The 25,129-nt window shown below is 63.7% G+C and carries 19 protein-coding genes; 4 read left to right on the top strand and 15 right to left on the bottom strand.

From position 1 onward, the window contains the following. Positions 1-68 precede the first annotated feature (68 nt). Positions 69-962, top strand: coding sequence for a 50S ribosomal protein L11 methyltransferase (locus M6D32_RS18775; RefSeq protein ID WP_298258926.1), 894 nt, complete (start codon positions 69-71; stop codon positions 960-962). An 88-nt stretch (positions 963-1,050) separates the two neighbouring features. On the opposite strand, the gene M6D32_RS18770 is transcribed toward M6D32_RS18775, so the two are convergent. Beyond that, positions 1,051-1,335 (bottom strand): hypothetical protein, encoded by a 285-nt coding sequence (locus M6D32_RS18770; protein ID WP_298258924.1) that lies wholly within the window; start codon positions 1,333-1,335, stop codon positions 1,051-1,053. Positions 1,336-1,451: 116 nt separating this feature from the next. On the opposite strand from M6D32_RS18770, the gene M6D32_RS18765 reads away from it, so the two are divergent. Both M6D32_RS18765 and M6D32_RS18760 read left to right on the top strand, forming a co-directional pair. Beyond that, positions 1,452-3,281: an aminopeptidase P family protein gene (locus tag M6D32_RS18765; protein ID WP_298258921.1), complete on the top strand. Its 1,830-nt coding sequence runs from the start codon at positions 1,452-1,454 to the stop codon at positions 3,279-3,281. A gap of 312 nt (positions 3,282-3,593) precedes the next feature. Continuing rightward, positions 3,594-4,871 carry a multidrug effflux MFS transporter gene (locus tag M6D32_RS18760; RefSeq protein WP_298258919.1) on the top strand — a complete coding sequence of 426 codons (1,278 nt, stop codon included), beginning with the start codon at positions 3,594-3,596 and terminating at the stop codon, positions 4,869-4,871. A 59-nt stretch (positions 4,872-4,930) separates the two neighbouring features. Here M6D32_RS18760 and ligA read toward each other — a convergent pair whose 3' ends face one another. Beyond that, entirely contained in the window at positions 4,931-7,081 is a 2,151-nt protein-coding gene (gene ligA, locus M6D32_RS18755) for an NAD-dependent DNA ligase LigA (RefSeq protein ID WP_298259047.1), read from the bottom strand. A gap of 152 nt (positions 7,082-7,233) precedes the next feature. On the opposite strand from ligA, the gene M6D32_RS18750 reads away from it, so the two are divergent. Beyond that, positions 7,234-7,521, top strand: coding sequence for a GIY-YIG nuclease family protein (locus M6D32_RS18750; protein WP_298258917.1), 288 nt, complete (start codon positions 7,234-7,236; stop codon positions 7,519-7,521). A gap of 92 nt (positions 7,522-7,613) precedes the next feature. On the opposite strand, the gene recN is transcribed toward M6D32_RS18750, so the two are convergent. From recN to mraY, 13 genes are all read right to left on the bottom strand, one after another. Next, the gene (recN, locus tag M6D32_RS18745) at positions 7,614-9,302 is read right to left on the bottom strand and encodes a DNA repair protein RecN (protein WP_298258915.1); all 1,689 of its coding nucleotides are present in this window, start codon (positions 9,300-9,302) and stop codon (positions 7,614-7,616) included. 81 nt (positions 9,303-9,383) lie between these two features. Then, complete coding sequence (locus M6D32_RS18740) at positions 9,384-10,301, bottom strand: outer membrane protein assembly factor BamD (protein WP_298258913.1); 918 nt, start codon at positions 10,299-10,301, stop codon at positions 9,384-9,386. 290 nt (positions 10,302-10,591) lie between these two features. Further along, positions 10,592-11,557, bottom strand: a complete 966-nt coding sequence (lpxC, locus tag M6D32_RS18735) for a UDP-3-O-acyl-N-acetylglucosamine deacetylase (protein WP_298258911.1) — start codon at positions 11,555-11,557, stop codon at positions 10,592-10,594. Positions 11,558-11,910: 353 nt separating this feature from the next. After that, positions 11,911-13,713: a cell division protein FtsZ gene (gene ftsZ, locus M6D32_RS18730; protein WP_298258909.1), complete on the bottom strand. Its 1,803-nt coding sequence runs from the start codon at positions 13,711-13,713 to the stop codon at positions 11,911-11,913. A gap of 87 nt (positions 13,714-13,800) precedes the next feature. After that, a complete protein-coding gene (gene ftsA, locus M6D32_RS18725) occupies positions 13,801-15,123 on the bottom strand; it encodes a cell division protein FtsA (protein ID WP_298258907.1) in 1,323 nt (440 codons plus the stop codon). Continuing rightward, positions 15,120-16,106 (bottom strand): cell division protein FtsQ/DivIB, encoded by a 987-nt coding sequence (locus tag M6D32_RS18720; RefSeq protein ID WP_298258904.1) that lies wholly within the window; start codon positions 16,104-16,106, stop codon positions 15,120-15,122. The genes ftsA and M6D32_RS18720 overlap by 4 nt, the downstream gene beginning before the upstream one ends. A 299-nt stretch (positions 16,107-16,405) precedes the next feature. Continuing rightward, positions 16,406-17,404, bottom strand: a complete 999-nt coding sequence (locus M6D32_RS18715; RefSeq protein WP_298258902.1) for a D-alanine--D-alanine ligase — start codon at positions 17,402-17,404, stop codon at positions 16,406-16,408. Between the two features lie 97 nt (positions 17,405-17,501). Beyond that, positions 17,502-18,422, bottom strand: coding sequence for a UDP-N-acetylmuramate dehydrogenase (gene murB / locus M6D32_RS18710; protein ID WP_298258901.1), 921 nt, complete (start codon positions 18,420-18,422; stop codon positions 17,502-17,504). A gap of 1 nt (position 18,423) precedes the next feature. Next, positions 18,424-19,827: a UDP-N-acetylmuramate--L-alanine ligase gene (murC, locus tag M6D32_RS18705; RefSeq protein WP_298258899.1), complete on the bottom strand. Its 1,404-nt coding sequence runs from the start codon at positions 19,825-19,827 to the stop codon at positions 18,424-18,426. Positions 19,828-20,032: 205 nt separating this feature from the next. Then, a complete protein-coding gene (gene murG / locus M6D32_RS18700) occupies positions 20,033-21,133 on the bottom strand; it encodes an undecaprenyldiphospho-muramoylpentapeptide beta-N-acetylglucosaminyltransferase (protein WP_298258897.1) in 1,101 nt (366 codons plus the stop codon). Between the two features lie 48 nt (positions 21,134-21,181). Continuing rightward, positions 21,182-22,330, bottom strand: coding sequence for a putative lipid II flippase FtsW (gene ftsW / locus M6D32_RS18695; RefSeq protein ID WP_298258895.1), 1,149 nt, complete (start codon positions 22,328-22,330; stop codon positions 21,182-21,184). A 113-nt stretch (positions 22,331-22,443) separates the two neighbouring features. Next, positions 22,444-23,844, bottom strand: a complete 1,401-nt coding sequence (gene murD / locus M6D32_RS18690) for a UDP-N-acetylmuramoyl-L-alanine--D-glutamate ligase (RefSeq protein WP_298258893.1) — start codon at positions 23,842-23,844, stop codon at positions 22,444-22,446. A 181-nt stretch (positions 23,845-24,025) separates the two neighbouring features. Next, positions 24,026-25,129 carry a phospho-N-acetylmuramoyl-pentapeptide-transferase gene (gene mraY / locus M6D32_RS18685; RefSeq protein ID WP_298258891.1) on the bottom strand — a complete coding sequence of 368 codons (1,104 nt, stop codon included), beginning with the start codon at positions 25,127-25,129 and terminating at the stop codon, positions 24,026-24,028.

Here is a 25,129-nt window from a genome sequence, read left to right as displayed (position 1 = left end):
CTCCCCACCGCTTCGCGGGGGGAGGGATCGACCGAGCCGATCAACTCTACCCGATAGCAGCCGATCCAATGACCTCGACGCTCACCCCGCAAACACACCGCGCCACGCTGCCCATCGGCGACGAGGCCACCGCCCGCCGCGTCGCCGATCGCCTGACCGAAACCCTCGATGAAGGCGAAGCAGCCGTCGGGGCCTTCGAGGGACCGGGCGGACGCTGGGACGTGGCCTTCTATTTTGCGGACGCGCCCAACGAGACCGCGATCCGCGAACTGGTCGCTTTGGCCGCCGGGGAGGACGCTGGCCGGGCCGTGACGTTCGACACCGTCGAGCCCAAGGACTGGGTCAAGGCCACGCTGGACGAGCTGGTGCCGGTCCATGCCGGTCGCTTTGTCGTCCATGGCCGGCACGACCGGGCCAGAGTCGCGCCCAACAGGCTCCGCGTCGAGATCGAGGCGGCGCTGGCGTTCGGCACCGGCCATCACGGCACCACCCGCGGCTGCCTGCTGCTGCTCGGCCACGTCCTGAAGGCTTACCGGCCGCGCCGGGTGCTCGATCTCGGCACCGGCACCGGGGTACTGGCGATCGCCGCCGTCAAGGCCCTGCGCGACCAGGTGCTGGCGAGCGACATCGATGCGCTGTCCGTGAAGGTCGCCGCCGAGAATGCGCGGCAGAACGGGGTCGGTCCGTTCGTTGAGGTGACGTGGGGCAACGGCTTTTCGGCACCGCTGCTGCGCCAACGCCAGCCCTTTGACCTCATACTGGCCAATATTCTCGCCAATCCGCTGCGGCAAATGGCGACACCGATGTCGCGGCACCTCGCCGGCGCGGCGCGGCTGATCCTGTCCGGATTGCTGACGCCGCAGGCGGCGTCGGTGATCGCAGCCTACCGGGCGCGCGGGCTGATCCTGGAGCGGCACATCAGGATCGAAGGCTGGAGCAGCCTGTTGCTGTGCAAGGCTTAATCAGGTCATTCCGGAAACCGCGCAGCGGTTATCTGGACTCTCGAGATTCCGGGTCTGGTCCTTTGGACCATCCCGGAATGACAGTGGATTATTTGTTCGGCGTCTGCTGTTGCGGCGGGCTACCGGAATTTTCCTCAACGGCCGTGCGCTTGACGCGCGCCTCGACGAAACGATCCAGGAACTGAACGATAACGTTGCGCGGTTTTTCGGCAGCAGGCGCGGACGCAGCCGCACTGAGCGGCGGCGAAATCTTCTCAAAGGTGAAGACGGGCATGATTAATCCCTCGACGCTAGTAACAAAACGCCCTTGGAACTGCCTTGGAATTCCACCCGAAGATTTCTTCTCGAAGCGCCTCGCGACCATGGACGTCACGAAACGTTCAAACCCGTCTAACGCAGGTGCAGCAATTCAATCACAATAAATTCCGAATCGGAAGCGATTTGAGTCGGTTACACAGTTGTCCTTGGAAAAGATGATACTATCGTCCAATGTTCGAAGCCCTGTTCCAGACGTTCGAAGAACCCGAAACCGGCGTCGCCCTGACCGCGCGCCTCTCCGCATTCCGCGAAGAACTGACACGACGCAACCTGACCGGGTTCGTGGTGCCGCGCGCCGACCAGCAGCAGAACGAATATGTCGCGCCGTCCGAAGAGCGCCTGGCGTGGCTGACCGGTTTCACCGGCTCGGCCGGCATGGCGATCGTGCTCGCCCGCGAGGCAGCTGTCTTTGTCGACGGGCGCTACACCCTGCAAGCCGGCAAACAGGTCGACACCAGGGTGTGGAGCGTCCAGCCGCTGGTGGACCCGCCGCCGGAAGCCTGGCTGGCGCAACATCTTAGCCCCGGCGATCGCCTCGGCTTCGATCCCTGGCTGCACACTACTGCGGCGGCCGAGAAGCTCGCGGCCGCCTGCGCCAGGGCCGGCGCCGAACTGGTCGCGGTCGAAGGCAACCCCGTTGACGTCGTCTGGACCGAGCGGCCACTTGCGCCGGTGGCGCCGGTGTCGCTGCACGGAAAGCAATTCGCGGGCGAAATCGAAGCCGACAAGCTGAAGCGGATCGAGGCCGAGATCGCAAAACTTAACGCCGATGCGCTGGTGCTGTCGGATAGCCATGCGGTCGCGTGGACCTTCAACATCCGCGGCGCCGACGTCGCGCACACGCCCCTGCCCATGTCCTATGCGCTGGTGCCGAAAAGCGGCCGGCCGACGCTGTTCATCGATCATAGAAAACTCTCCAACAGCGTGCGCGATCACCTCGAACAGACCGCTGATATCGTCGAGCCCGGTGCGATGACGCCAAAGCTGGTGGAACTGTCGAAAAGCGGCGCCTCGATTGCGCTCGACAGCGCGACGGCCGCCGACGCCCTGACCCGCCTGATCATCTCGAGCGGCGGCAAGCCGATCCGCGGGTCCGATCCGATCGCGCTCCTCAAGGCCGTGAAGAACGCCACCGAGATCGCCGGCACGAAAGCCGCGCACCGGCGCGACGCGATTGCGCTGGCGCGCTTCCTCGCCTTCGTCGATCGCGAGGCGCCGTCGGGCAGCCTCACCGAGATCGACGCGGTCGAAGCGCTGGAAACGTTTCGCCGCGACACCGGCGCGCTGAAGGATGTGTCCTTCCCCACCATCTCCGGCACGGGGCCGAACGGCGCCATCGTGCACTACCGCGTCACCCGCAAGAGCAACCGCCGCATCGCGCCTGGCGATCTGCTGCTGATCGATTCCGGCGCGCAATATGAAGACGGCACCACCGACGTCACCCGCACGATTGCGATCGGCGAGCCGACGCCGGAGATGTGCGACCGCTTCACCCGCGTGCTGCGCGGCCATATCGCGATTGCGCGCGCGCTGTTTCCCGACGGAACGTCGGGCGCACAGCTCGATACGCTGGCGCGGCAATATCTCTGGCAGGCCGGCGTCGATTTCGAGCACGGCACCGGCCATGGCGTCGGCAGTTATCTTTCGGTGCATGAAGGGCCGGCGCGGATTTCCAAGCTCGGCACCACGCCGCTGAAGCGCGGCATGATCCTTTCCAACGAGCCCGGCTATTACAAGACCGACGCCTTCGGCATCCGCATCGAGAATCTCGAACTCGTGGTCGCCGCCGAGGTCGCCGGCGCCGAAAAGCCGGTCAACGCCTTCGAGACGCTGACGCTGGCGCCGATCGACCGTCGCCTGGTCGATCTGAATATGCTCAGCGGCGACGAATTGAGCTGGCTCAACCAATACCATGAGCGCGTCCGCCACGCCGTCCGCGGCCAGGTCGACGACGCCACCAGGACCTGGCTCGACGCGGCCACCGCGCCGCTGTCGTTGTAGGTGCCATGTTGAAACGTCGTTCCGGGGCGCGCGTGAGCGCGAACCCGGAACCTCGAGATTCCCAGGTGCGCAATTGCGCACCATAGCTCGCGTCTCCGACGCACCCCGGAATGACGAAGAACAACCATTCCCCGACGACATTCCCGATTGCGCACCACGCATCCCGGAAAACGAATAGCCGCATTCCGAAACACCGCATTCGCCGTGCGCGGAATGGCGCTAGGGTCCGACTTAACAACATCACGTAAACGAAAGCATGAAGCGCATGCCGGACCGATGACATCTGCGCCTAACTAAGGAAACGAGCTCTTGATGCATGGCGTCGTCGACAGACCGGCCGCACCGACCAAACAAGACGCGCCGAACGCGCGCATCATGCTGCTGCTGCTCGTCGCCATGACCGGCGTGGCGCCGATCTCGCTCTACATGCTGGTGCCGGCGCTGCCGTTGCTCGCCACCGGCTTTGCGAGCGACATCTCCATCGCGCAGATGACGGTGTCGCTCTACATGGTCGGCATTGCCTGTTCGCAGATCCTGATGGGGCCGCTCTCCGATCGCTTCGGACGCCGGCCGGTTCTACTGGCGGGCCTCACCCTGATGGTGGTGGCGAGCGCGGCCTGCACCTTCGCCCATACGCTGCCGCAACTGATTGCCGCGCGGTTCTTCCAGGCGCTCGGCGGCGCCACCGGCATGGTGGTGAGCCGCGCCATCATCCGCGACCTCTATAGCCGCGAGCGCATCTCCTCCATGATCAGCCTCGTGATCGCGGTCATGATGATCGCGCAGATGCTGAGCCCCCTGACCGGCGGCCTGATCGAAACCGCATTGGGCTGGCGTGCGATCTTCTACGTGATCACGGCGGGCTCCATTATCGTCGCAGCCGCGATCGCACTGGTCTTGCCGGAGACGCGCCGCGTCCGGCCCAGGACGGGCGGCGGCTTTCGCGGCGATGTCGGCAGTCTCCTGACCAGCCGCGCCTTCATCGGCTATGTGCTGTGCCAGGTGCTGGCCTCGCAGATCATCTTTGCCTTCGCCGGCGGAGGGCCCTACATCGTCGTCACGCATATGGGCCGCACCGGCGCCGAATATGGCGCGTGGTTTGCGACCACGGGATTTGCCTATCTGATCGGCAATCTGTTTTGCGTGCGCTTCTCGCCGCGCTATCAGCTCGAAAAGCTGATCTGGTTCGGCCTTGCGCTGCAACTCTTCGGAAGCCTCTTGAACCTGATCTGGGGGCTCAGTGGGATCAACCAGGTGCCGTCCTGGCTGTTCGGCACGCAGATGATCGTGATGTTCGCCAACGCCTTCGTGATGTCGAACTCCGCGGCCGGCGCCATCAGCGTCCGGCCTGAAGCGGCCGGCACCGCCTCCGGCGCGATGGGATTCCTGCAAATGGGGCTTGGTTCGTTCCTGTCGCAGTTCGGCGCCTGGCTCGGCGACCATTTTGCGACGCCGGCGCCGCTCAACGCGGCGATATTCGTGCTCTCGCTCGCCTGCGTTTCGACGATGGTTTTCATCATTCCCCGGCGCAATCTGGTGGTGAGCCAGGCGCTGATCGAAAAGGCGGAAGAAGAAGGCGGGATTGTGTGAGGGAATGTCATTTCCGGGTCTGGCGCTGACGCGCCATCCCGGAACGACAAATTCAATAATCACTCCCCGACCATCTTCAGCCACTCGTCCTCGGTCAGGACGGCAACCCCGTGCTTCTGGGCTTCCGCGAGCTTCGATCCCGCGCCGGGACCCGCGACGACGTAATCCGTCTTCTTCGAGACCGAGCCCGCCGCCTTGGCGCCGAGACGCTCGGCCATCGCCTTGGCCTCGTCGCGCGTCATCTTCTCCAGCGAGCCCGTGAACACCACGGTCTTGCCGGCAACCGCCGAATTGCTCTTCGGCTTTTCGGCATCCTGAATCGCGACCTCGCGGGTGAGCCGCTCGACGATGCCGCGGTTATGGCTTTCGCCGAAATAGGCCTTGATGCTGGCGATCACGGTGTCGCCGATCTGATCCAGCGCGTCCATCTCGGCGATTACCTCCTCATCGCCCCTGGCGACCTTCCGGCACGCATCGTGGAAGGCGTCCCATGAGCCATAGCCGCGCGCCAGCGCCAGCGCCGTGGTCTCGCCGACATGGCGCATGCCGAGCGCATAGATGAAACGCTCCAGCGAGATTCTCCGCCGCCCCTCGATCGCGGCAAACAGGTTGCGCACGGAGGTTTCGCCGTAACCTTCGATCTCCTCGAGTTTGAGTTTGGCATTGCGCTTTTGCAGCGTGAAGATGTCTGCGGGCTCCCTCACCCATTCCTCGTCGAAGAAATACTGAAGCTGCTTCTCGCCAAGGCCGTCGATGTCGAAAGCACGCCGCGACACAAACAGTTTTAGATGCTCGATCTTCTGAAAAGGACAGGCGAACTCGCCGGTGCAGCGCGCCCGCGAGCCCTCTTCGCCTGTCGCGGTCTCCTCGCGCACCACGTCGGTGTGCAGCGGACACGGGCATCTCTTCGGGAGGCGAAACTCCCTGGCATCCTTTGGCCGCTTGTCGATCACGACATCCACCACCTGCGGAATCACGTCGCCCGCGCGCTGGATCACGACGGTGTCGCCGATCCGGATGTCGCGTCCCTCGCGCAGTTCCTCGCCCTTGTTGCCGATGCCCTTGATGTAATCCTCGTTATGCAGCGTCACATTCTGGACGATGACGCCGCCGACGCCGACCGGCTCGAGCTTGCCGACCGGCGTGAACGAGCCGGTTCGTCCGACCTGAATCTCGATGTCGCGCAGCACGGTCATGGCGCGCTCGGCGGGGAATTTGTGCGCAATGCCCCAGCGCGGGGTGCGTGAGACGAAACCGAGACGTTCCTGCCAGTCGAGGCGATCGACCTTGTAGACGACGCCGTCGATGTCGTAGTCGAGCCTGGCGCGCTGCTCCTCGATCTTGCGATGAAAGGCGATCAACTGCTCGACCGAATGACAAAGCTTGGTCAGCGGGTTGGTCTTGAACCCGCATTGCTCGAACCAGGCGATCATGCGCGACTGCGTATCTTCCGGCATGTCGCTGATCTCGCCCCAGGCATAGGCGAAGAAGCCGAGCGGGCGCGAGGCGGTAATCGAAGGATCTTTCTGGCGCAGCGAGCCGGCGGCCGAATTGCGCGGATTGGCGAAGATAGTGTCGCCGGCCGCTTTCTGCCGTTCGTTGAGCGCGAGAAAGGCCTTCTTGGTCATGTAGACCTCGCCGCGCACCTCGCAGATTTGCGGCACCTTGCGGCCTTTCAGCTTCTTCGGCACGTCTTCCAGCGTGCGGATATTGGCGGTGACGTCCTCGCCTTCGGCGCCGTCGCCCCGCGTCGCCGCGGTGACGAGTTCGCCGTCCTCGTAACGCAGCGACATCGAAAGCCCGTCGATCTTGGGCTCGGCGGAAAAGTCGATCCGCTCGTCCTCCGCCAATTTCAGAAAACGGCGGATGCGCCCGACGAAATCGACGACGTCTGCCTCGGCGAAGGCGTTGTCGAGCGAGAGCATCGGGATCGCATGGCGAACCTTCCTGAATCGGCCAGACGGCGCCGCGCCGACCCTTTGCGACGGCGACTCCGCGCTGACCAATTCCGGGAAGCGCTTTTCGATGGCGTTGAAGCGCTGCCGCAACGCGTCGTATTCGGCGTCGGTCACATCAGGCGCGTCGTCCTGGTAGTATGCCCTGTCGTGCCCCTCGATCTCGAGCGTAAGACGCATGTGCTCGACCTTCGCCTGCGCCTTGGTGAGGTCGGCGACGTCGGTGAGTGGTTTTGGTTTGGCTTTTGCTATCATGCTCGAAATCTGCTTCGTCATTCCGGGATGGTCCGAAGCGACAAAATTGATATTCAATTTTGCGCTGAGGACCAGACCCGGAATCCCGAGATTCCGGGTCGCGCTAGGCGCGCGCCGGAACGACTGGTCGGTTGGGGCAATCGGCGACAATCATGGCTTACTACGTCTATATCCTAGCAAGCCGGAAAGATGGGGCAACCTATGTCGGCGTCACCAACGACCTTGTGCGCCGGGTCTACGAACATCGTCAAAAGTCGGTCCCGAGCTTCACATCCAGGTACAACATAACGAAGCTCGTATGGTTCGAGACCTACGATGACCCGGTTTCCGCCATATCGCGCGAAAAAGAACTCAAGAAATGGAAGCGGGATTGGAAAGCTCGATTGATAGAGGCTGAAAATCCACGGTGGCTGGATTTGTACGACTCGATTTGCACGTAATCCGTCATTCCGGGATGGCGCGCTAGCACCAGACCCGGAATCTCGAGATTCCGGGTTCGATGCTTCGCATCGCCCCGGAATGACGTCACACCTTACGCGGTTGCGGCCTTGAGCAGCCGCTCGGCGGCCGCGCGGGCCTCGGCGGTGATTTCCGCGCCCGCCAGCATGCGGGCGATTTCCTCGCGGCGGTGATCGGCGGCAAGCGCATTGACGCGGGTGGCGACGCGCTTGCCCTTGTCGAGCGCATCCTTGGAAATCAGCAAATGCCGGTTGGCGCGCGCGGCCACCTGCGGCGCATGCGTCACCGCCATCACCTGCACCTTGGAAGCAAGCCGCGCCAGCCGCGCGCCGATCGCGTCCGCCACCGCGCCGCCGACCCCGGTATCGATTTCGTCGAACACGAGCGTCGGTGCCGAGCCGCGGTCCGACAGCACCACCTTGAGCGCCAGCAGAAAGCGCGACAACTCGCCGCCGGAGGCGACCTTCATCAGCGGTCCCGGCCTGGTGCCGGGATTTGTCTGCACCCAGAATTCCACGCGGTCGTGGCCCTGCGGGCCGGGCGAAGCGGGATCCGATTCCACTTGCGTGGTGAACTTCGCGCGCTCGAGTTTGAGCGGGGCAAGCTCGGCGTTGACGGCCTTGTTGAGCCTTTCGGCCGACTTGACCCGGGCCGCGGAGAGTTTCGCGGCCGCCGCTCCGTAACGCTTGTCGGCCTCAGTTGCGGCCGCTGCCAGCTTCTTCAACTGATCGGCGCCAGCATCGATCAGCGCGACGTCGGCGGCATATTTCGCGGCCAGCGCCGCAAGCCCATCGACCGGCGTCGAATATTTGCGCGAGGCGGCGCGAAGGGCGAACAGCCGCTCCTCGATGCGCTCGAGTTCGGCGGGATCGAAATCGGCCGCGGCAAGCGCAGCCGCAAGATGCTGGTCGGCTTCTTCCAGCGCGTTGATCGCGATATCGATTGCCTTCACCGCGGGTTCGACTAGGGCGGGCGAATTGGCCGCGCGGCGTTCGAGGCGGCGCACGGCCGCCGAGAGGCTAGCTACCGGCGAGTGATCGCCGCTGACGGCGTCCTGCGCCTCGCGCAAGTCGGATGCGATCTTCTCGCCCTGCATCATGGTAGTGCGGCGCGAGGCGAGATTGGTTTCCTCGCCGTCCTTCGGGCCAAGCTGCTTCAATTCGTCGGAGGCGTGCCTCAGGTAATCGGCCTCGCGCGCGGCGCGCTCCATGCCGGCGCGATGTTCGTCGAGCGCCTTGTTGGCCTCACGCCGCGTCTCCCAGAGCCTTTCCAGCGCAGCGACATCCTTCTCGAGGCCGGAAAACGCATCGAGCAGGCGGCGATGGGTCGAGGCATCGACCAGCGCGCGCTCGTCATGCTGGCCGTGGATTTCGACCAAGGCGGAGCCCAGCGCCTTCAGGGTCTGCACGCTGATCGACTGATCGTTGATGAAGGCGCGGGAGCGGCCGTCGGCGAACTGCACCCGGCGCAGGATCATTTCGCAAGAATCCTGAAAGCTCGCGTCATCGAGGCCATTTTCGGCAAGCAGGGTTGCGGCCGGATGGCCCTTCGGCACATCGAAGGTGGCCGTCACCTGGCCCTGCTCGACGCCGTGGCGCACGAGGCCGGCATCGCCACGGCCGCCAAGCGCCAGCGCGAAGGCATCGAGCAAAATGGATTTACCCGCGCCGGTCTCGCCGGTGAGAACGGCCAGCCCACGGGCAAACTCGATATCGAGCCGTTCGATCAGGACGATGTCGCGGATCGACAGACGCGCCAGCATGCGATGAAGATTCCCAAGCTCCAACCCGACGGAATCAGTGATTCCATCTCCGTTTCAGCATAGTCGCTTCGGAAAAAAGGACTATGCCTTGCCGATACCGAGCGCTCTGAAGGCCTTGGAAATATAGGAGCCCGTATTCTCGCTCGGCTCGACTCCGCCGGACTTTACTAGATTGTAGGCGTCCTTGTACCAGGGACTGTCAGGAAAATTGTGCCCGAGCACGGCGGCGGCGGTCTGGGCCTCGCTGACGACGCCGATCGCCATATAGGCTTCGGTCAGCCGCGCCAGGGCTTCCTCGACATGGCGGGTGGTCTGGTACTGGGTGACCACGGTCTTGAAGCGGTTGATCGCGCCGGTGTAGTTGCGCTTCTGCAGGTCATACCGGCCGACATTCATCTCCTTGCCGGCCAACTGGTCGCGCGCGGCCTCGAGCTTCTGCTTGGCGCTGACCGCATATTCAGACGTCGGATATTTGCGCACCACTTCTTCGAGCGCGGCGATCGCCTTCTCGGTGCGGCTCTGGTCGCGGGTGACATCGGCGATCTGGTCGTAATGCGAGGCGGCAATCAGATATTGCGCGTAAGCCGCGTCCGGGCTGCCCGGATGCAGCGTGACGTAACGGGTCGCAGCGCCGATGCAGCTGTCATAGTCGTTGGCCTGATAGTAGGAGTAGGCCGACATCAGAAGCGACTTGCGCGCAAGATCCGAATAGGGATGCTGGCGATCGACTTCCTCGAACTTCTTGGCGCCGCCCTTCGGGTCGCGCTTCTCGTTGGTCAGGAACAGGCCTTCGTTATAGAGCTTTTCCGCCGGTTCATCGACAAAGGTGTCGTCCTTTTGCGTCACCTTGTCCCACAATTCGGTGGCCCCGCCGCAGGCGCTCAACATGGTCGCGGCAACAGCAAGGCCCGCCACAATGCGCAGCGGCCGCACGAGAGCTTCAAGGCCCCAATGATTCGAAAGCCGCCGGCATTGGGGCGTCATACGCTTTGTCGACATGGAGTTCAGACCTGACGCCTTTCGAACATCATATGCGCTGGTGTCTTGTTCCGGCATTCGTGCCTTTCGCGGCCAAGCGAATGTCAATTCACCACTGCGGGGCGCAATAAAACCCGGGGGCCTTCGCACCCGGCGCCCGGCCCTGTTTATCTAAAACAAGTCCTTTAACCAACCGGATACGCAGCTATTTCGCCCGGATTAAGGCGGTTCTAGTGGTCCCATTCTAACATTCGCAAAGCGCCCGCTGAGAAGGGACACGAATGTTAGAATCAGACCACTAGACGGACGTTTCAGGAAACGTCGGGACCGTAGGCGGGAGCCACCATGCCGCCAACCATGCCGCTGCCGACCTCGGCGTAGGTGCGGGATGAACGGCGTGCGGTGGTCTCGAGCTCGACCACCCGCCAGGCGGTACGATCGGCCAGAAGCGCCGTCAGCACGGCGTAGTTGAGCTTGTGGCCGCCACGGACCGAGCGGTAGGTGCCGAGCATCGGCAGGCCTGCGAGCGCCAAATCGCCAATTACATCCAGCATCTTGTGACGCACGCATTCGTCGCCGTAGCGCAGGCCTTCGGCATTGAGCAGGCGGCTCTCATCGAACACCACCGAATTCTCAAAGGACGCGCCGAGCGCAAAACCGGCGCTCCACAGACGCGCGACGTCGTTGACGCAGCCGAAGGTGCGGGCGCGGGAAATCTCGCGACGGAACCGTTCGGCGCTGAGATCGAGGATATAATTCTGCCGGCCGATCACCGGGTTGGCGAAATCGATTTCGACCTCGGCGCGGAAACCGGAAGAGTTCGGCCGCAATTCGCCGAAGGAATCGCCGATCGCAACCTGAACCGGCCTGGTTATCTGGAGGAAACGGCGCGCCGCCGACTGGCTGACGATGCCGGCCTGGTCGATCGCGGCAACAAAGGCCGCCGCGCTGCCGTCCATGATCGGCACTTCGGGGCCGTCGACTTCGATCGTGGCGTTGTCCACACCCATGCCGCGCAACGCGGCGAGCACGTGCTCAGCAGTTGAGACCAGTGGTCCGTTGCGGTCGCCAAGCACGGTGGCAAATTCGGTAGCAATGACGGATTCGGCAATGGCGCGGACTTCACGGTCGCTGCCATCAAGGCCGGTGCGGACAAAAATAAAACCCGCATCCACGGATGCAGGTCCGATGGTAAGATTGACCGGCAGTCCCGAGTGGACACCGACGCCCGTGACCGTTGCCTGCGAACGCAGCGTTGTTTGCCGACCGAATTTCATACAGAAGCGCCCACACTGACTTACCGTGAGACCGGGCTGACTTCCCCTTATGACGTCAGTCCGACTCAGTGGTTCCCCAAGTCACTGGCGAGAATAATCGCCGCCTTATTGCGCGCCAACTCACGCTTTTTTACCGATTGTTACCCTATCTCTGCCGCATTCGCGCCAAGCCTTGCCCCAAATCGGAAATCGAAAACGGCCGTCAACGGCTGTCATTCGAATTCCAGCAGGGCTATTTAACAAATATATTTCAACCGTTTGGGTGAATTTCCAGCCCATCGCCGCAGCCAGAACAAAAAGAGCCCCGGTGATCCAACCGAGGCCCTTTGTCGTCGCCGAGATTGTAACAAGTTTCAGGTTACCTGACGGCGCAGGAAGGCCGGGATATCCAGATGGTCGTCGCCCTGTGGCGCCGCGGCCACAGGTGCCGGGCGGCCGTGAGCGTCCAGACCTTGAGGTGCATGCCGTGGAGCATACTCCGATACCGGAGAATGGGCTGCGATTTGCTGAGCGACCGAGCGCTGAGGCTTGCGCTCCGGCAACGACGGCATCGCCGGCATGGCCGGACCCGAGGCGCGGGCCGCGATCGGCGGTTCGCTTTCGCTTTCTTCGTCGCGGCGGCCGAGGCCGACATTGGCCAGGCGCTGCAGCAGCGACATTTTGGTCTTCTGCGGATGCTCGTCCTCCAGTTCCCCGCGGGCCTGACGGATTTCGGCCTGGGCCGGCATCGGCAATTCCTCGAATTTCGGCATCCGCGGCGCACGGAGCGGCGGACGTTCGGCCGCTTGCGGGATGAACGTCTCGGGCGGGATCGGTTCGAGCGCGGGCGCCGCCGCTACTTCCGGATCGGGAAACAGCGAGGGCTTTTGCGCGATTGGACGAACCGTCACATCGCCATAGGCCGCCGGCTGCAACGGCGCAGCCGCCACAGGGGCCTGCGGCTCGGCTGAAACGGCCGCCGCAATGGCGGCAAGTGCGGCTCGCTCGACCGTGTTGCCTTGACGCGGCGGCGAAGCCGGCGCGGCCAGCGCCGCGTTCGAGCTTTCGAGCTTCTGGGCGCGCTCGGCGAGCCGCGCATTGTCGGCGCGAAGCCGCGCGGTCAGCTCGGCCAGGCGCGTGTCGGGAGACGACGTCGGCGGCGTGATGCTGGCGGCGGGAGTGGGCGAAGCGCCGGTGGTGCGCGAAATCTGCGCCTGCTCGATGCCGGTGGCGACCACCGAGACACGGATGATGCCGTCGAGCGCCTCGTCGAAGGTGGCGCCGACGATGATGTTGGCGTCCTGGTCGACTTCTTCACGAATCCGCGTCGCGGCCTCGTCGACTTCGAACAGGGTTAGGTCCTTGCCGCCGGTGATCGAGATCAACAGGCCACGGGCGCCCTTCATCGAGGAATCGTCGATCAGCGGGTTGGCGATGGCAGCTTCTGCCGCCGTCAGCGCGCGCTTGTCGCCGGAGGCTTCGCCGGTACCCATCATCGCCTTGCCCATCTCTCTCATCACCGCCCTTACGTCGGCGAAGTCGAGGTTGATCAGGCCTTCCTTGACCATGAGGTCGGTGATGCAGGCGACGCCCGAATAGAGCACCTGGTCGGCCATCGCGAAGGCGTCGGCAAAGGTGGTCTTTTCGTTGGCGACCCGGAACAGGTTCTGGTTCGGGATGATCAGAAGCGTGTCGACCACCTTGTGAAGCTCGTTGATACCGGCTTCCGCAGTGCGCATGCGGCGCTGGCCTTCGAAGTGGAACGGCTTGGTGACAACGCCGACAGTAAGAATGCCGAGGTCGCGGGCGGTCCTGGCGATGACCGGAGCAGCACCCGTGCCGGTGCCGCCGCCCATGCCCGCGGTGACGAACATCATGTTGACGCCAGAGATATGATCGCGGATCTCGTCGAGGACTTCCTGCGCGGCGGCTGCGCCCACGTCGGGCTGCGAACCCGCGCCCAGGCCCTGGGTCACCTGCGTGCCCATCTGGATGATGCGCTGCGCCTTCGACATCGTCAGCGCCTGCGCGTCGGTGTTGGCGACGACGAAGTCGACCCCCTGGAGGCCGGCGGTGATCATGTTGTTGACGGCATTGCCGCCCGCTCCACCGACGCCGAAGACAGTGATCCGGGGCTTCAGCTCATGAATGTCAGGAGGAGTAATATTGAGTGCCATGGTTGCCTCTTGGTCACGCGCGCGTGGGTTCGCCCCGGCCTCTTGCCGCGGGTGTTGGTGAAATCAGGGATTGGCGGAAAAAATTCATCAGAAACCCTCTCGAAGCCATCGGCCGACCTTGCCGAAATAGCCGTCGGTCCCTGTCCGGAGTTGCCGCGTGTGCCGCGGTTCAACATGTTCAAGGTAAGCGTATTGCGGATAGACCAGCAGCCCGGCCGGAACCGCGAAGGAAGCCCCCTTGGCTTCGTTGCTCAGCCGGCTGAAGCCGAGCGGCCGGCCGATCCGTACCGGCCGGTTGAGGACCTTGGTTGCCAGTTCCAGCGTGCCGGTCAGCTGTGAAGCGCCTCCGCTCAAAACCACACGGGCTTTCGGCTCCGCCGCAAAGGGAGAATCCGCCAGCCGGTCCCTGACCATCTCAAAAATCTCCTCGGCACGGTACCGGATAATGTTCGCAATCGTGGCGCGTGACACGACCTGCGGAACATCCAACTCGTCGTCGCCGGCAGACGGCACAGACATCAACTCGTGTGCGTCAGACCCGCCGGTCAGCACCGTGCCATATAACGTCTTGATTCGCTCGGCATCCGCAATGCACGCCGAGAGTCCCCGCGCCAGATCCATGGTGATGTGGTGCCCACCCAGTGCAAAACCCGATGTGTGCATGAACCGCCCGCCGGAATAGGTCGCGATCGTGGTGGTCCCCGCCCCCATTTCGACCACCGCCGCCCCCAGATCCGCCTCGTCGTCGGTCAGGACCGACAGGCTGGCCACATAGGGGCTCGCCGCCATCGCCTCGACATTGAGATGGCAGCGTTCCACCACCAGCATCAGGTTTTTGACGACCGTCGTATCCGAGGTGACGACGTTCATGTCGACGCCGAACTGCCGCGCCACCATGCCCTTGGCGTCGCGAACGCCCTTCACCCCGTCGATCGAATAGCTGATCGGCAGCGCGTGCAGCGCGGTGCGCCCCGCCCCGGTCGCATGATGCATGCCGGCGGAGGTGACGCGCGCGACATCCGCGGATGTCACGGCCCCGCCCTTGATATCGGCGGCCGCCTCGACCAGTTGTCCCTGCAGCCGGCCGGCCGAGACCGACAGCAAAACCGATTCAACCCGGACCTTGGCCATATCCTCGGCCGCGGCGACCGCCTGGCGAACGGCCTGCTCGCATTCGGCAAGATCGACGACGGCGCCGGCCTTGACGCCGCGCGACTGAATCTGGCCGTAGCCGATCAGTTCGACCGCATGGGTGCGGCCGCGCAAGGTTTCGCTCGGCAGGCATGGCTTCAGCCGCGCGATCATGCAGGCGATCTTGCTGGTGCCGATATCGAGCGAAGCGACCAGCGCGGTGCGCTTGCCGGACATGGGGCGCGTTTTCGGCGCCTGGTTGTTATCGAGGCCGCTCATGCGTCGCCGACCTTCTTTTTCGGTTCTTTCTTCTTGAGCGCGTCTTCGCGGGCCTTGGCCGCGTCATCCGACAACTGCACGATCAGCCGGTCCGGCAGACGGAGATCGATCGCGACGATGTCCTTGGAAAACAGCTGCTCGTCCTTGTCGAGTTTGCTCAAGGAAGCAAGCGCATTGCTGACGTCGTTTTTCGGCAGCCGAACTTCGAGGCCGTCGTTGAACAGCAGGCTCCAGCGCCGTTCACCGACGAAGATCGCAGCCCTGGTCACGGCATTGACCTGCGGATAACGGGCAAGCAACGCCAAAAAGTCCTTGGCGTGGGTTGCAGCTCCCTTGCCCACCACCAGCGGCAATTTGACGAAGCGGTCCGGCACGTAGTTCTGCAACACCGCGCCATCTTCGGAGATCACGAACAGGTGGCCGTCATGCTGCCACAGCGCAAACGGCGCCCGTTCGGTGATGTCGATGCGCAATTGGCCGGGATAGAGCTTCAGCACGGTTGCGTCGCTGATCCAGGCGTCGGCCCTCAGTTTCTCGCGAACCGCCGCCGCATCGAGGAACAGCAGGGAGGAGCGGCCGTTGACGCCGCCGATCGCAAGCACCTCGTCCTGAGAAAGTTGCTTGCGGCCGTTGATGGCGACCGACGTGATCCGGAAGCCGGCCGAATTGGCCAGCGCGTTGCGGGTGTCGCTCAAAGAGATCAGAAAATCATCGAGATGGCCGCCCTTGACGATGCCAAGTCCGGCGCTAGCCGCGAGCAACAACAGCGTCGCCATGAGGCCGGCGCGGCGGGGCAAACGTTCGATAAACGCGATCAGGCGGAGCGGATGCTCATCGCGGACGTCGCCGCGTGATTTGACGGAAGACGATCGACGGCGCAGGCGCGCGCGCAAGCCGGCGGCCGCGCCAAGGACGGCGTCCATCAGATCAACCTGTTGCCTCGGCGATCGCGGTGACCGGGCGAGACGTCCTCCACCATCCATTACTCGAGCTCGTCAACTATTGTGTCCGCAAGGATTTGCGGGTTGCGAGCGCATCTGACGGCTCGGCCGCACCGGGCAAGAAGATCACGATCCCCGCGCGCGCTGAAAGTTCCCCAAACAGCACGCGCCCCGGCGGCCAAGCGCACACGCGCCGCCAGCGTTAACCTTCGGACTTCCTGGTAAACAAAGGGTAAATTCCGCCGCCTCAGGCCCCGATTTCACGTGTTTCGATAAGGCTTTGGTAAGTAACGTTAGGATTTTCGTAACGCCTGAGCCCGTTCCACCGCAGAACCGCGGATTCAGCCACGGGAGCGCCGCTCTCCGATCACAATCTGGCCCTTGAGGAAATCGGCGAACTCGAGCCCAAACGCCTTCAACGCCTTGGGAAAAAGCGAGGCCTTGGTGAGGCCGGGCAAGGTGTTGGTTTCGAGATAAACCGGCCCGTTGTCCGAGACGATGAAATCGGTGCGCGAATAGCCGCCGCACGATAGCGCCAAGTGCACCCGCAAGGCCATGTCCATGATCGTTTCGCTGATTTCGGGCGGAAAGCGGCCCGGGCAGATTTCCTGGGTCGCTTTCGCAAGATACTTCGCCCGGTAGTCGAAGCCTGCCCCGCCCTCGGCCGGGATGATCTCGATCGGCGGCAGCGAGATGAGCGAACCATCGGCCTGCTCCAGCACGCCGCAGGTTGCCTCGGTGCCGGCGACGAACGGCTCGATCACATATTCCTCTGACCGGGCGGCGTTGCGAACGGCGACGATATCCTGCTTCGAATTCACGAAGATCAGCCCATAGCTTGAGCCATCGCGCGCCGGCTTTGCGATCAGCTTGCCGTACTGGGCGAAGGCCGCGTCAATGTCGGAAAGCGCAATGCCGTCAGGCGAATGGACGCCTGCGATCGCAGCAAAGCGCTTGGCCGCGACCTTGTCGAACGCAAGGTTGGACGAGGCGGAGCCGGAGCCGGTGAAGGCTATGTCGCGCAGTTCGCACATTGCCTGCAACTCGCCATTCTCGGCGCGGCCGCCGTGCAGCCCCAGCACCAGCAGGCGGCCATCGACCTTGGCGCGATCCATTGCCTGATCGATCGAAAGACTGACGCGCGCGCCGTCCGGCTTGAACGGATTTTCGAACGGCCGCGCGTGAGCGAGCAACGCCTTGCCGCTCGCCTCGTGCACGCTGTCGTCAGCTTCCCAGAACCACAGATCGGCGTCGGGCAGCGCGGTGTGCAACGCCTGGGCGCTTGCTACCGACACCAGCCGCTCCTTGTTGGTGCCGCCGAAGAGAATGGTGATCCGCATCAATTCGCACCCTTGTCATTCCGGGATGGCGCGGAGCGCCGGACCCGGAATCTCGAGATTCCGGGTTCGATGCTAACGCATCGCCCCGGAATGACGGTTAAAGAGAAACCCCGATCCGCTTGATTTCCCATTGTAACTCGATTCCGCAATTTTCCTTTACCCGCGCGCGAACCGTTTCACCCAGCATCTCAATGTCGGCTGCCGTGGCATCGCCGGTATTGATCAGAAAGTTGCAGTGCATTTCCGACACCTGCGCGCCGCCGACACGAAGGCCGCGACAGCCGGCGGCATCGATCAACTTCCAGGCGCTGTGGTCAGGCGGATTCTTGAAGGTCGATCCCCCCGTCTTTTCGCGGATCGGCTGCGCCGCCTCGCGATGGGCGTGCACCTCGTTCATCCGCACGCGGATCGCATCCGTCGTTGCCGGCCTGCCCTGAAAGCGGGCCGAGGTGAAAATGATGGAAGGATCGACACCCGACTTGCGGTAGACGAACTTCATGCCGGCGTTGTCAAAGACATGCTTCCGGCCATCACGGCCGATGCCCGTTGCTTCCAGTAGGACGTCCCTGGTCTCTGCGCCGTTGGCGCCGGCATTCATGCGTAGCGCCCCGCCGATGGTGCCCGGAATGCCGAAGAAGAATTCGAGCCCGGCAAGATTGGCGCTCGCTGCCACTTCCGCCACGCGCTTGTCGAGCGCGGCCGTGCCTGCGCTCACGACCTCGCCTTGTGTGATCGCCTCGCCGAAGCCGCGTGGCGACAGGCGGATGACCACCCCCGGCAGGCCGCCGTCGCGCACGATCAAATTGGAGCCGACGCCGACGATAGTGACCGGCAACTCTGCCGGAAGGTTGCTAAGGAAATATGCGAGATCATCTTCATCGGCCGGCGTGAACAGGACCTGCGCCGGTCCACCGACGCGAAACCAGGTCAGTTCCGCAAGCCGCTGGTTCGCCGTCAGCCGCCCGCGCAATTCCGGCATCGCGGCTTTGAGGTCGGCGGTGAGATCGGGGAAGGTCATCTCACCCCAGCGCCTTCAACTCGCCCGGAAGCGCGTAGGCCCATTGCGTGATGCTGCCGGCACCTAAGCAGACGACGAAATCGCCGCTGCCGGCCAGCCCCTTGACGATGCCGGCGAGCGCGCCCGCCTCGGGCAGCGGGATCACCTCGCGATGACCATGCGCCCGCAGGCCCAGCACGAAATGATCGCGGTCGATGCCTTCGATCGGCGTCTCGCCCGCGGGATACACTTCGGCCACGACGACGGCATCGGCATCGTTGAAGCAGGTACAGAACTCGTCGAACAACGATTGCAGGCGCGTGAAGCGATGCGGCTGCACTACGGCGATGACCTTGCCGTTGGTGGATTCGCGCGCGGCCCTGAGCACGGCGGCAATCTCGACGGGATGATGGCCGTAGTCGTCGATGACGGTGATGCCGTTCCATTCGCCGGTCTTGGTGAAGCGCCGCTTCACGCCGCCGAACCCGGCCAGCGCCATGCGGATCGCTTCGTCGGAAATGCCGAGCGCATGCGCCACCGCGATCGCCGCCGTGGCATTCAAGGCATTATGGCGTCCTGGCATCGGCAAGGTGATATCGGCGATTTCGTGCGCCGCATCGCGCTTGCGATCGCGGATCGCGACCTTGAATGTCGAGCCGCCCCCCATTGGCGCGAGATCGACCAGCCGCGCGTCGGCCTGCGGGTTTTCGCCGTAAGTGATGATGCGGCGATCCTCGATCTTGCCGACCAATGTCTGCACCACCGGATGATCGATGCACATCACGGCGAAACCATAGAACGGCACGTTCTCGACGAAATTGCGGAATGCTTCCTGGATCGCATCGAACGTCTTGAAGTGATCGAGATGTTCGGGGTCGATATTGGTGACGATGACGACATCGGCCGGCAACTTCAGGAAAGTGCCGTCGCTTTCGTCGGCTTCCACCACCATCCAGTCGCCTGCGCCGAGGCGCGCGTTGGAGCCGTAGGCGTTGATGATGCCGCCGTTGATGACGGTGGGATCGATGTCACCGGCATCCAGCAAGGTTGCGACCATGGTCGTCGTCGTGGTCTTGCCGTGGGTGCCCGCGATGGCGACGCAACTTTTCAGCCGCATCAATTCGGCGAGCATTTCGGCGCGCCGCACCACGGGGATGCGTTGCGTCCGCGCCGCCATCAATTCCGGATTGTCGCGCTTGATCGCGGTCGACACCACGACGACATCGGCACCGTCGACGTTCTCGGCCCTGTGGCCGACCGTGACCTTGATGCCTTTCTCGCGCAGGCGGGCGACATTGGCGCCTTCGGAGGCGTCCGAGCCCTGCACCGTGTAGCCGAGATTGCACAAGACCTCGGCGATGCCGCTCATCCCGATACCCCCGATCCCGACGAAGTGGATGGGCCCGATCTCGCGCGGCAGTCTCATTGGTGTTCCCCAGACATCAGAGTCCGCGAGGCAAAAACCAGCCCACGCGCATTACTGGATGCCCCGCTTTCGCGTGGCATGACAAGGGGGGATTTTCGTCATTCCGGGGCGGTGGGAACCACCGAACTACAATGTGCACTTGCACATTGGAGAATCTCGAGATTCCGGATCGGTCCGATTCTCGTCCCGTCCGGAATGACTAACGTCAAATCCCGGCGACTTTCGCCACCAGATCGGCGAGCCGCACCGCGGCATCCAGCCGGCCGGCATTCTTCGCGGCCTGAGCCATTGCCGTCAATTTTGACGGCTCGGCGCCGAGCGCAGAAATTTCCGACGCCAGGCGATCGGAGGTAAATTCGGCTTGCGGAATCCGCAAGGCGCCGCCCGCCTGCGACAGCACGCCGGCATTGGCGAACTGGTCCTGATCGATCGAACCCGGCAGCGGCACCAGGATCGAGGGACGGCCGATGGCGGCGAGTTCGGATACGGTTCCGGCTCCCGAGCGCGAGACGACCAGATGGTTGGCCGCAAGCCGCACTGGCAAATCCGTGAAGAACGGCGCGAGCTCCGCATTGATCTTGAGCCGGTCATAGATCGCGCGGACCCGCGCCATGTCTTCTTCGCGCACCTGCTGGGTCAGCTGCAGCCGGCCGAGGAGCGAAGGTTCGAGCTTTTCGATCGACCCCGGCACGATGTCGGCCAGGACGCGCGCGCCCTGACTGCCGCCAACTACGAGCAGACGAAGCGGGCCGGCCGGACCTGGCGTCGTGTATTTCACGGCGGCCGCGGCGAGAATGGCCGGGCGCATCGGCATGCCGATGGTTGTGGTCTTCGAGGCAAGCTCCGGATCGCGGTCGAGCACTCCGGGGAGTGAGGTCGCGATCGCGCTGACGCGCTTCGACAGAAAGCGGTTGGCGCGGCCAAGCACCGCGTTGGCCTCGTGCACGACGGAAGGAATGCCGAGCAGTCGCGCGGCGATCAACGGCGGCAGCGTCGGATAACCGCCGAAACCGACGACGGCTGCCGGCTTCAATTTGCGCAGCAAATAGATCGCGGCCGCCACGCCGCTGGCGAGCATAAGGCCGGTGCGCGCCAGCGATAACGGGTTGTGGCCGCGCACGGTTTCGCTCGGTACCACGTCGATGGTGTCGCGGGTGAACAGGCCGGAGTAACGCAACGCTCGCGAGTCAGTCGCCAGCCGCACGCGCAGGCCGCGCTTCATCAATTCCACGCCGAGCGCTTCGGCTGGAAACAGATGGCCACCGGTGCCGCCGGCGGCCAGCAGGATCAGGGCGTTTTGCTCCATGGCCGCCTCTTTACCGCCAAAGCCCTGACATGGCGAGGCGCGAAAGATTTATGCGTAGCCTGGCGCGGCCGAGGTGTTCATCGATTCCAGTTCCGTGCGCGGACGCTGCCGAGTCAAGGCGAGCATCATGCCGACACCATAGGCCAGCGACACCATCGATGAACCGCCATAGGAGATGAACGGTAGCGTCATGCCTTTGGCCGGAATCAGCTGCAGATTCACCGCCATATTGATCGCGGCCTGCACGCCGAACAGGATGGCAAGGCCGGAAGCCGCAAAGCGCGCGAACATGTCCTCGCTCCGATAGGCCCGCGACAACGCGCGGAGCACGATGAAGGCGAACAGCGCCAGCAGTATCAGGCATAGAATGATTCCAAACTCCTCCGCAGCCACCGCGAACACGAAGTCGGTATGGCTGTCCGGCAGACTGCGCTTGGCGATGCCCTCGCCCGGCCCGAGCCCGAACCAGCCGCCATTGCTGAAGGCTTCCATCGCCGTGTCGACCTGAAAGGTATCGCCGGAAGCCGGATTCATGAAGCGCTTGATGCGCCCGGCGACGTGCGGGACCAACAGATAGGCAACGAACAGGCCACTGCTCGCAGCGCCCGCAAGGCCGACCACCCAGATCATGCGCATGCCGGCAATGAAGAACAGCGAACCCCACACCATCGAAATCAGCATGGTCTGGCCAAAATCGGGCTCCATCACGAGCAACGAGACCAGCGTCAGCAGAAGCACCAGCGCCATCGAGGTCGCCGGCATTTCCGGCTTCTTCGTCGATTCCGCGAACAACCAAGCGGCGAGCACCACGAAAGCCGGTTTGGCGGATTCGGAGGCCTGGATATTCACCCCGATCAGCGTGATCCAGCGCCGCGAGCCCTTCACTTCAGGTCCGACCAGCAGCGTCAGCACAATCAACGCCACACTGACGACAAAAACGATCAGCGCCGTGCGGCGAATCTGCAGCGGCGACAGGAACGACACCCCGATCAGCACCGTGAACGACGGCAGCAGAAAGAACACGTGATGATTGAAGAAGTGGAAGGGATCGAGCCCGATCCGCACCGCAACTTGCGGGCTTGCCGCCAGCGACAGGATCACCCCGCCCAGGATCAGCGCGATGATCGCCGCCAGTTGCAGGAGGTCGACCGTCCACCACCAGTCGCTGAGGGGGTTGCGCTGTTCACGAGAGAGCATGGGCGTTCTCAAAGGTAAGAGACCCGCCCATTGGTCGCCCATGATGGTTTCCAAGGGGTTAATGGAATTGACGCTTTCTTATCCCTCCCCCTCGCGGGGAGGGATGAAGAAAGTCACACCACCGGCTTCACGCCCGGGAGCGCCTGCACGAGATCGCGGAATTTGGTCCCGCGGATTTCGAAATTGCGATACTGGTCGAACGAGGCGCAGGCTGGCGACAGCAACACCACCGCCTCCTTCAATCCCGACGCTTCCGCATCGCGCGCGGCGTGTTCGACCGCGACATCGAGCGTCTGCGATATCTCGTGGGCGACTGTCTTGCCGAGCGTGGTCGCGAATTCCGCCGCCGCTTCGCCGATCAGATAGGCTTTGCGGATGCGCGGAAAATATTCCGTGAGGCTGGTGATGCCGCCGGCCTTGGGCTTGCCGCCCGCGATCCAGAAGATGTCGGCAAACGACGACAGCGCATGCGCGGCCGCATCGGCATTGGTGCCCTTGGAGTCGTTGACGAACAGCACGTTGTTGCGGCGGCCGACCTGCTCCATCCGGTGCGCCAGCCCCGGAAAGCTGCGCAACCCCTTCTGCAAGACATCGCCGGCAACGCCCAGCGCGAGCGCGGCGGCAGAAGCGCATGCCGCGTTCTGCGCATTATGCAGGCCGCGCAGCGAGCCGATGCCGCCGATCTTCGCGATCTCGCTCCGCGCCCCGGTGGAAGCGCGCCAGATCACCTCGTGATCGATATAGATGCCATCAGGCAACGGGTTTCGCACCGAGATGCGAACGACGCGCTTGCCCGCCTGCTCGATCCGGTCGGCAGCCGCGCGGCACCAGATGTCATCGACGCCGACGATTGCCGTGCCCTGCGGCTGAACGCCGGCGACAAGGCGCTCCTTCACCGCGGCGTAATGTTCGAGCGTGCCGTGGCGATCGATATGGTCTTCGCTGACATTGATCAGGATGCCGACGGTCGGATCGAGCGAGGGCGTGAGATCGATCTGGTAGGACGACATCTCGATCACATGCACGCGGCCCTTGCGCGGCGGCTCCAGCGACAGGATCGCGGTGCCGATATTGCCGCCCATCTGGGTGTCGTAACCGGCGACGCGCATCAGATGCGCGATCAGCGCCGTGGTGGTCGATTTGCCGTTGGTGCCGGTGATCGCGACGAACGGCGCATCCGGCGCATGGCGCTGCCGCTCGCGGCAGAACAGTTCGATGTCGCCGATCACCTCGACGCCGGCTTGGCGCGCCATCACCACGCTCCAATGCGGCGCCGGATGGGTCAGCGGCGCGCCGGGCGTCAGGATCAGCGCGGCAAAGCGCGACCAGTCGACCGTTCGCAAGTCAGCGGTGATGAAGCCGGCTTTTGCCGCTTCCGCAAGTTTCCCGGCGCCGTCATCGCCGGCGATGACTTCGGCCCCGCCGGCCCGCAGCGCCTGACAGCTTGCAAGGCCCGAGCCGCCAAGGCCGAACACCGCAACGGTCTTGCCCGCAAAGGAAGTGACGGGGATCAAGATGACGCCTCACTCTTTGCTTTCTTGTTGCCTCCCCCCTTGTGGGGGAGGCCGACGCTGCGAAGCAGCGGCGGGAGGGGGGTGCGAATAGGCGCGCATCCAAAATCAGGATACCCCCCTCCCCAACCCTCCCCCACAAGGGGGGAGGGAGCGGAGCGAGCAGCGCGGCGGAGAAAAGTCATCACCGCAGCTTCAGCGTCGAGAGGCCGGCAAGCGCCAGCATCACCGAGATGATCCAGAAACGGATCACGATCTGCGGCTCGGTCCAGCCCAACTGCTCGAAATGATGGTGGATCGGCGCCATCTTGAAGATGCGTTTTCCAGTGAGCTTGAAGGAGGTGACCTGCACGATCACCGAGACCGCTTCCAGCACGAACAGGCCACCGATCACCGCAAGCACGATCTCGTGCTTCACGGCTACCGCGATCGAGCCCAGCATGCCGCCGAGCGCGAGCGAGCCGGTGTCGCCCATGAAGATCGAGGCCGGCGGCGCGTTGAACCATAAAAATCCAAGGCCCGCGCCCAGCACCGCGCCGCAAAGCACCGCGAGTTCGCCGGTACCCGCAACGTAGTTGATCTGCAGATAATCGGAGAATACCGCGTTGCCGGCCAGGTAGGAGATCATGCCGAAACTCGCAGCTGCGATCATGACCGGCACGATAGCGAGGCCGTCGAGACCGTCGGTCAGGTTCACGGCGTTGCCGGCACCGACAATGATGAATGCACCGAACACCGCGAAGAACCAGCCAAGGTTCAGCGCCACGTCCTTGAAGAAGGGAATGACGAGCGAGGTCGAGAACGGCTCGCGGCCGAGTCTGACGAGCGCGTAGCAGGCCGCGAGCGCAATGACACCTTCGAGCAGAAGGCGGATACGGCCGGCGAAGCCGCTGTGGCTCTGCTTGGTGACCTTCAGGTAGTCATCGTAGAAGCCGACGAAACCGAAACCGAGCGTCACCGCCAGCACGATCCAAACGTAAGGATTGACCGGATTGGCCCACAGCACGGTGGAGACCACGAGCCCCGACAGGATCATCAGCCCGCCCATGGTGGGCGTGCCCTTCTTGCTGAGATGGGATTGCGGGCCATCGGTGCGAATTGGTTGACCCTTGCCCTGGCGCAGCCGCAAGTGGTCGATGATCCAGGGTCCGAACAGGAACACGAACAGCGCCCCCGTCACCATCGCCCCGCCCGTGCGGAACGTGATGTAGCGGAACACGTTCAGGATGCCGTGCAACCCTGAGAGGCCGGGAACGGTGTTGGAGAGATCGATCAACCAATAGAACAT

It is taken from the genome of Bradyrhizobium sp. (genome assembly GCF_027307225.1).
GTDB lineage: Bacteria > Pseudomonadota > Alphaproteobacteria > Rhizobiales > Xanthobacteraceae > Bradyrhizobium.
The sequence above is the reverse complement of the archived record's forward strand: the minus strand, read 5'-3'. Positions and strand labels throughout refer to the sequence as shown.

What these genes read in the sequence shown, in the direction of transcription:
- lpxC (WP_298258911.1), bottom strand. Translation starts at nt 11,557, where the DNA reads ATGAAATTCGGTCGGCAAACAACGCTGCGTTCGCAGGCAACGGTCACG.
- recN (WP_298258915.1), bottom strand. Translation starts at nt 9,302, where the DNA reads ATGCTGGCGCGTCTGTCGATCCGCGACATCGTCCTGATCGAACGGCTC.
- ligA (WP_298259047.1), bottom strand. Translation starts at nt 7,081, where the DNA reads ATGATAGCAAAAGCCAAACCAAAACCACTCACCGACGTCGCCGACCTC.
- M6D32_RS18720 (WP_298258904.1), bottom strand. Translation starts at nt 16,106, where the DNA reads ATGGATGGTGGAGGACGTCTCGCCCGGTCACCGCGATCGCCGAGGCAA.
- ftsZ (WP_298258909.1), bottom strand. Translation starts at nt 13,713, where the DNA reads ATGGCACTCAATATTACTCCTCCTGACATTCATGAGCTGAAGCCCCGG.
- mraY (WP_298258891.1), bottom strand. Translation starts at nt 25,129, where the DNA reads ATGTTCTATTGGTTGATCGATCTCTCCAACACCGTTCCCGGCCTCTCA.
- murB (WP_298258901.1), bottom strand. Translation starts at nt 18,422, where the DNA reads ATGACCTTCCCCGATCTCACCGCCGACCTCAAAGCCGCGATGCCGGAA.
- M6D32_RS18760 (WP_298258919.1), top strand. Translation starts at nt 3,594, where the DNA reads ATGCATGGCGTCGTCGACAGACCGGCCGCACCGACCAAACAAGACGCG.
- M6D32_RS18765 (WP_298258921.1), top strand. Translation starts at nt 1,452, where the DNA reads ATGTTCGAAGCCCTGTTCCAGACGTTCGAAGAACCCGAAACCGGCGTC.
- ftsA (WP_298258907.1), bottom strand. Translation starts at nt 15,123, where the DNA reads ATGAGCGGCCTCGATAACAACCAGGCGCCGAAAACGCGCCCCATGTCC.
- murG (WP_298258897.1), bottom strand. Translation starts at nt 21,133, where the DNA reads ATGGAGCAAAACGCCCTGATCCTGCTGGCCGCCGGCGGCACCGGTGGC.
- M6D32_RS18740 (WP_298258913.1), bottom strand. Translation starts at nt 10,301, where the DNA reads ATGTCGACAAAGCGTATGACGCCCCAATGCCGGCGGCTTTCGAATCAT.
- M6D32_RS18750 (WP_298258917.1), top strand. Translation starts at nt 7,234, where the DNA reads ATGGCTTACTACGTCTATATCCTAGCAAGCCGGAAAGATGGGGCAACC.
- ftsW (WP_298258895.1), bottom strand. Translation starts at nt 22,330, where the DNA reads ATGCTCTCTCGTGAACAGCGCAACCCCCTCAGCGACTGGTGGTGGACG.
- murC (WP_298258899.1), bottom strand. Translation starts at nt 19,827, where the DNA reads ATGAGACTGCCGCGCGAGATCGGGCCCATCCACTTCGTCGGGATCGGG.
- M6D32_RS18775 (WP_298258926.1), top strand. Translation starts at nt 69, where the DNA reads ATGACCTCGACGCTCACCCCGCAAACACACCGCGCCACGCTGCCCATC.
- M6D32_RS18715 (WP_298258902.1), bottom strand. Translation starts at nt 17,404, where the DNA reads ATGCGGATCACCATTCTCTTCGGCGGCACCAACAAGGAGCGGCTGGTG.